The organism is Streptomyces sp. MK37H (assembly GCF_018035285.1).
Classification (GTDB): Bacteria; Actinomycetota; Actinomycetes; order Streptomycetales; family Streptomycetaceae; genus Streptomyces; species Streptomyces endocoffeicus.
Genome location: NZ_JAAAYH010000560.1, coordinates 1 through 4,767 on the forward strand (window position 1 = coordinate 1; position 4,767 = coordinate 4,767).

The window sequence follows — 4,767 nt, forward strand, 5'->3', positions numbered from 1 at the left end:
GGTCTACGTCGTGTGTGGCTGGTCTGGCCGAGTTCTCTATGTCGGCTCCACCACGGTTGGGGTCGCCACTCGGTTTGCCCAGCATGCCCGGGATGTCCGCAAGGCGATCGACTGGACCACCGCGTACGTCATCCCGCTCAAAGACGACAGTCCGGTCCGGGCCATCCGTCGTATCGAGGGCCGCATCGGCATGGCTATGGGGCCCGAGCGCAACAAGGCGCTGCCTCGTATCACGGTAGCTCGCTGAGATCATCGTCTCTTCCATGGTGATACGCCAGGGAAGAGACGATGAGGCGCACGAGGCCGGGGTGAGGGACGGTGGCCCGGCGTCGGGCTCGGTGCTGAGCCGGGCAATGAGTGGCCAGCGTGAGCTGACCATGTACTGATCTTGGTGGTGGCTGCCCTCATTGAGTCGCACTGCGGGGTTGAGAGAGCCGATCGTCACACCATTTGCTCGAAGTGGTCGCTCCCGCCTCACACCAAAGATCTTCGAACTGCGTCAACGAGCAAAGCCGCACGCACATCGTCGGCTCCTCCAATGATGTTGTTCATCACGTAGCCGAAGGCGACGCCGTGCTCCAAGTCGGCGAAGCCGAGCGAGCCGCCTCGTCCCATGTGGCCCAAAGAGCTTGGCCCAAATATCGGGTTGGTCTCGGTGGGCAGCATGTATCCGCTACTGAATCGGCTCGGGATCAGCATCACCTGGTCCTTCCCGCCGGCCTGCTCCTTGGTCGCTGACTCCAGGGTCTCCGAAATAAGCAGGCGCGTACCGTCCACCTCACAGGTCGAGGTGTTCCTTTGACTCGTCGCGCGGCCAGGGCCGGCGCGAACACCAGCCTCGCGGCTCGACTACATCCGCCGTTACCTCGCTGCCCTCCAGCCCGTCCTGACCGGCTGGGCCGCCCATGGCATGACAACCCCCGACGACATCGAGACTATTGTCGCCGACCGGCGTGGAGCTCCGGGACGTCACCTTGCCGTCTGCCTACGCAGCTTGTTCCGGGCCCTGCGGCAGGAGTGGGTCGTCTTCCGAGATCCCACCCGGAACCTCGGCGGCGGCCTGCCGAGGTCGGTGCCCTCCGAAGTGCTCGCTGGGCTGCTGACTCAGGTGAAGACCGCCTTCGGCTGCCTCGTGATCGCCTTGGTGGCCGTCCACGCGCTACCCGGGCACGTGGCGTGTACCCTGCTCACCGAGGACCTCGACCTGTCGCGCGGCACGGTTCAGGTCTGCCGCAGGCTACTGCGGCACACCGTATATCTGGAGGAGTTCACTCACCAGCTCGCTGCCGACTGGCTCACTTACCGGCACCGTCGCTGGCCTGCCTCGGCCAACCCGTATCTGCTGGTCAGCCAGCGCTCGGCCCTCGACTAGGAGCGGCCACCGGTGTCTATCGCGACCGTGCGTAAGGTCTTCCCGAAGGGCGCGACGATGACCGCGCGAGGACCGCATCTTGGACGAGGCGTTCGACAAGGCCGATCCGCTGCACCTTATACGGCTGTTCGGCATCACCGCGCAGACGCCCATGTGCTACATCAGGCCGCCCACCCCGAGCGCACAACCAAGCTTCCTCGGTGGCGTGGCCACGAGCGACTTGCGGGGGCTCCTCGCTCCGGTTGACTGTGGGCCACTGTCGACTGGCAGTCAATTCCCAAGCTTCAAACGTCACGTAATGGGCCAGAAGGGCACTGACACCGCAATCCTCGAGGACATGGGGACGGTGACCGCGCGTCGGTTCCCCAAAGTGCCAGAGGGCCCCAGGCCGCCTAATAGCGAGACCGTCTTTCAGACTGGTCAGAGTTGTCCAGGCGGCCGCAAGGCCAGGGCGGAGCGCCGCCGAGACGCCCTCCCCGACCGGGCCAGCCGCACACTCAGCTGATGCAGTAGCAGCGGAACCCCGTCCTTTGGGTTAGGCGGCGTCGGAGTGGTCGAGGGCTTGCAGAAGTTCTCCGATCGCAGCCTGGTCGACTTTCTTCTGGGCGGCTGCGAGCCTCAGCGCAAGGTCGACAGTGGCCAGGTCCCACGACACTGCGGAGATGTCATCCCCGAGCGCACGAAGGTAGTCGGCGATCTGGGCCCAGGAGTAGAGGGCGGTTCCGCCAGTGGTGGTAACGGGCGGGGGGAAGCCGCCGGGGCCGCGCTGTCCCTTCGAGAGCTGGACGAGATTCTGCCGACTACGGGTGCAGCGGAGGGCGGCTTCGCCAAGGGTGACGGTGTCGTCGTGGCGGGCTGCTACAGGCTTGAGATCGGGCACGATCCGGCGCAGGGCCCGGGTGGTGTAGGTAACGGCCTTGATGACGTTGTCGGCCTCGATGTCGCAGTCCAGCTCGGAGGTGCCGGGGCCGCCGGTGGTGTAGGAGACGGCACCGGTGGCGAACAGGAGCTCATCGCTGGTGTCGAGTGCGTCCGCCTCGGCGGGGGTGAGCTGCCGGTTGAGGATGAGTGTGAAGTCCCATCTGGTCATGGCCATGGTTGTGTCCTTGGTGTGGCGCATAGGGGGAAAGACGGTCCGGGCGACCCCCTGGGGGCAGTCACAGAAGGCCGCTCCCAGGGGGGCCCGGGCCATCGAGATGCCTCCCTTACAAGAAACGCGCTTACCAGCAGGTGGTCTCGTGCTGGCGCACGAACTTCGCGATCTTCTTGGCTTCGGTGTCCCCGGACTCTGGAGTTCCGTGGACTCGATACTTCTTGCCGCACCCCAGGCAGTGCAGCTAGCCCCAGCGATGCCCGTTCTGGTCGTGCTCTGGGACGTAATGGCTGGTCTTCTTGTGCTTCCGCAGCTCGGCCGCCACGCGGGGGTTGGGGTGTCGGTGACCAGAGATCATGTGCCTCTTTTTCTTCTATGTTTATGAAGTATTGGGTAATGCGCGCATGGAATCCTCTTCTCGCTTTCCGATGATGGGGCGGCATCTCTCGCGCTGAGGGATGCCCGGTCGCCCGATAGCCCTGCATGGCATTCGGGCGACCGGGCGGTGCATTACCCCCTCTGTTGCAGATGCGCAACAGTGTGATGTGGGCGCACCACCTACCCCTGCTGGCGAACGGTACGGGGCACGGACGATGATGTGGCTCAGTCGTCGGGCGGCCCATCATGACCCCAGCTCCGGTGAGGAATCACGTGACGCTGGCCATGCATATCGTGGGGAATTGCGTGACCTCAGACAGGCCACCGCCGATCGAGGAACGAAAAGTCATGCCGCAAGCGGGATATGAGTTGTTCGTGCACCCAGCGATCACGTGATCACTCAGTCGAACGGGCCGCTGCCGTTGACAGGAACCCACGAGTCAAGGCATCGAAATCGGCAGACCGGCACGCGGGTACCTGTCCGGCCGCCTCTAGGAACCTGCGAATTCGCGCGCCCGATACAGGCGCCCAACAGTTGCCCGCTCCGAAACTGGGCGAGCAGCGGTGGAGTCTGCAGCTCACTTACTTCGCCAGCGGGCGGCACACGGTCGTCAAGCAGACGGCCGTCCGCGTCGGCAACATCCTGGTGATCCCGTCCGGGTCGCCGGGCCTCGCGGACGCCCGCCTGCAGAAAGCGCTCGACAAGTCCTGGGTCGCCCGCTGATCCGCTCCTCCGCCTCCGTGGTGGTGACCCGGACCGTCGACCACCGACGGCCAGGGAACTGACACAGGCGCGCCGTGGGTGCGCCCGTTACCCTGGGCGGGCTCATCTACGGCCCCGAAAAATCAGCCGGTGTCGCGGAGTTCGCCCGGCTCGTACCGGAGTTGGAACGTGTGGGCGTGTTCCCCGTCCATCCAGTACAGAGTCATGGTGGAGAGCATGCTTCTCTTCACCCACCGCGTTCGTGACGGCGTGCCTTCGTCTTGATCGAGGATCCACGCTTCCACTCGCTCCGGCAGTCCGAAAGTCAGCGCATAGGCGTCCGGATTGGCGGCCGGGCGAAGTTCCCAGACAGGGTGAGGGGCTGTGTGATTGATACGCCGGAGTCGGACAGCGTGAGTTGGCTGCTCTTTCGCGTAGTCCACGAAGCCGTACAAGTCGTCGGAGGCCAACCCGAGCACGAAGGGGGCAGCGGGGAAGGCGAGGATGAGTCCGAGCGTCGATCGACTCCACAGTGCCTGTGCCAGGTCGTCCAGCGGCTCTCGGAAACTGTTTTGCAGGCTCACGTCCCCCTGTGCCAAGTCCAGCAGAGGACCGCGGAGGTACTTCCGTATCTCGTATACGCGTGGCCGCTGGGGCGCCGGTGTGGCCTGCATCTCCGCATGAAGGGTCTCCGCTGTCGTTTTGACCAGGTCCCTCAGCTTCTTGAAATCAGGCATGGACAAGTCGATCAAGGATATTTGGTGCGCCAGGGCGTAATCCTGGGACTCCTTGGAGAATCCGGTCGTGGAGAAGATTGCGTAGTTGTAGCGGTATCGAGTCCTCGGCCGCCGAGGGCCCGAGGTCGCGACGAGCGTCGTGGTTACGCCCTCGTTCACGTCGTGGATGACACCGTGGCCGTTGCGAACCGTAGGCAGCTCCACCGGCTTCGAGGTGAGGTACTTCGCCTCGACGAACAGGCGGACTGGGAGGGAGAACGGTGGCACGTATCGGAACTGCCCAAGTGCGTCAGCCTGATGCCAAGCTCCCCGACCACGCACTACCAACCCGTGCTTGCGCTCCTCCAACACCTTCCACGGTGGCTTGTCCTGGTCGTCCTGCGCGGTGAGGGCCTCGAACCCGCTGGACCGCAGCAGCCAGGCCAGAACCTCTTCCAGAAGGTACCCACGCAACGCAGCTTCCCTAATCACGCGTGGATCCTAG

The 4,767-nt window shown here is 64.5% G+C and carries 5 protein-coding genes and 1 pseudogene; 3 read left to right on the forward strand and 3 right to left on the reverse strand.

Annotation, left to right across the window (positions count from 1 at the left end; translation table 11 throughout):
* The coding region (locus GWI24_RS40485; RefSeq protein ID WP_210951016.1) for a hypothetical protein at positions 1 to 247 on the forward strand (247 nt) is incomplete at its 5' end.
* 227 nt (positions 248 to 474) lie between these two features.
* Here GWI24_RS40485 and GWI24_RS40490 read toward each other — a convergent pair.
* Positions 475 to 780 (reverse strand): annotated as a pseudogene (locus tag GWI24_RS40490) (serine hydrolase); the annotation flags it as partial.
* 214 nt (positions 781 to 994) lie between these two features.
* On the opposite strand from GWI24_RS40490, the gene GWI24_RS40495 reads away from it, so the two are divergent.
* A complete protein-coding gene (locus GWI24_RS40495; RefSeq protein WP_210951018.1) occupies positions 995 to 1,372 on the forward strand; it encodes a hypothetical protein in 378 nt (125 codons plus the stop codon).
* Positions 1,373 to 1,907: 535 nt separating this feature from the next.
* On the opposite strand, the gene GWI24_RS40500 is transcribed toward GWI24_RS40495, so the two are convergent.
* The gene (locus tag GWI24_RS40500) at positions 1,908 to 2,468 is read right to left on the reverse strand and encodes a hypothetical protein (RefSeq protein ID WP_210951019.1); all 561 of its coding nucleotides are present in this window, start codon (positions 2,466 to 2,468) and stop codon (positions 1,908 to 1,910) included.
* A gap of 910 nt (positions 2,469 to 3,378) precedes the next feature.
* Between GWI24_RS40500 and GWI24_RS40505 the strand changes: the two genes are divergently transcribed.
* Complete coding sequence (locus GWI24_RS40505; RefSeq protein WP_210951020.1) at positions 3,379 to 3,567, forward strand: hypothetical protein; 189 nt, start codon at positions 3,379 to 3,381, stop codon at positions 3,565 to 3,567.
* Positions 3,568 to 3,689: 122 nt separating this feature from the next.
* On the opposite strand, the gene GWI24_RS40510 is transcribed toward GWI24_RS40505, so the two are convergent.
* Complete coding sequence (locus GWI24_RS40510) at positions 3,690 to 4,754, reverse strand: hypothetical protein (RefSeq protein WP_308344255.1); 1,065 nt, start codon at positions 4,752 to 4,754, stop codon at positions 3,690 to 3,692.
* Positions 4,755 to 4,767 lie beyond the last annotated feature (13 nt).

Excerpts from the sequence above, each read along its gene's own strand:
- GWI24_RS40500 (WP_210951019.1), bottom strand. The coding sequence starts at position 2,468 with ATGGCCATGACCAGATGGGACTTCACACTCATCCTCAACCGGCAGCTC.